Raw genomic sequence first — 1188 nt, forward strand, 5'->3', positions numbered from 1 at the left:
ATGAGCCTGGCCCGTACCGGGCTCGCGGCCGGTGCCAAGCCGAAGCGCCGTGCGGCGAAGAAGTCCGGCTCCGCGGCCTCCGGTGACACCCTCGCGTCCCCGATGCAGGGCACGATCGTGAAGATCGCTGTGGAGGAGGGGCAGGAGGTCAAGGAGGGCGACCTGATCGTCGTCCTGGAGGCCATGAAGATGGAACAGCCGCTCAACGCGCACCGCTCCGGCACCATCAAGGGCCTGACCGCGGAGGTCGGCACCTCCCTCTCGTCCGGCGCCCCGATCTGCGAGATCAAGGACTGATCCCCGCTCCTCGCGTTCCGCCGGCGCCCCCGTCATGTCGTACGACGTGACGGGGGCGCCGCCCGTTGGCGACCGGAGCCGCCGGGCTCCCGGGCCACTGGGCCGTACGGGCGATGGCATCCTGGACCCCCGCGGCGGAATCAGGGAGGACTGCGCGATGGCGACGAGCACAGCAGGGACACCGGCCCGGCCCATGCGCGCCGACGCGCGCCGCAATTACGACCGGCTGCTGGCCGAGGCCCGTACCGCCTTCGCGGAGCACGGCACGACGGCGTCCCTGGAGGATGTCGCGCGGTCTGCGGGGCTGGGCATCGGCACGCTGTACCGGCACTTCCCGACCCGGCACGCGCTGATGAGCGCGGTCTTCCAGGAGGCGGTGGCCGACCTGATCGCCCGCTCCCGCGAGCTGGCCGGGGCGGAGCGGCCGTGCGAGGCGCTGGTGGAGTGGCTGGGCACGATCATCACTCATGCGGGTGAGTATCGCGGGCTGGCCCAGGCCCTCATGTCGACGTGCCGGGACGAGACTTCGGCGCTGTCCCGCTGCAATGTGCCGATGCGCGAGGCGGGTTCGGTACTGCTGGCCCGTGCGCAGGCGGGCGGGGCGGTGCGGGCGGAGGTGTCCATCGACGACCTGATCCAGCTCACGAACGCGATCGCGCTGGCCGCCGAGCAGTCCCCGGACGATCCGGAACTGGCGGACCGGCTGCTGACGCTGACGGTACGGGGGCTGAGCTGTTCCGCCCCCTAGGGAGCGAATCCGGCCGCTCCGGGAGCAGCACCGCCCCCTCGGCGGTGCGCACTCCAGCCCCTCCGGCGATTGAGGAGCGGGGGTGCGGGGGCAGCGCCCCCGGGGCGCGGCCCACCCCCCCCACCCCCCCACCACACCCGCCC

General features: G+C 73.3%; 2 protein-coding genes. Both read left to right on the plus strand.

Annotated elements, in window-relative coordinates; translation table 11 throughout:
* Window positions 1–297 (plus strand): acyl-CoA carboxylase biotin carboxyl carrier protein subunit (locus tag ACZ601_RS39105; RefSeq protein WP_469547026.1); only part of this gene is annotated, 297 nt, incomplete at its 5' end.
* A gap of 157 nt (window positions 298–454) precedes the next feature.
* Window positions 455–1045 (plus strand): TetR/AcrR family transcriptional regulator, encoded by a 591-nt coding sequence (locus ACZ601_RS39110; RefSeq protein ID WP_469547028.1) that lies wholly within the window; start codon window positions 455–457, stop codon window positions 1043–1045.
* The last annotated feature ends 143 nt before the right edge of the window (window positions 1046–1188 follow it).

The organism is Streptomyces sp. NPDC104307, assembly GCF_055584045.1.

What these genes read in the sequence shown, in the direction of transcription:
- ACZ601_RS39110 (WP_469547028.1), top strand. Translation starts at nt 455, where the DNA reads ATGGCGACGAGCACAGCAGGGACACCGGCCCGGCCCATGCGCGCCGAC.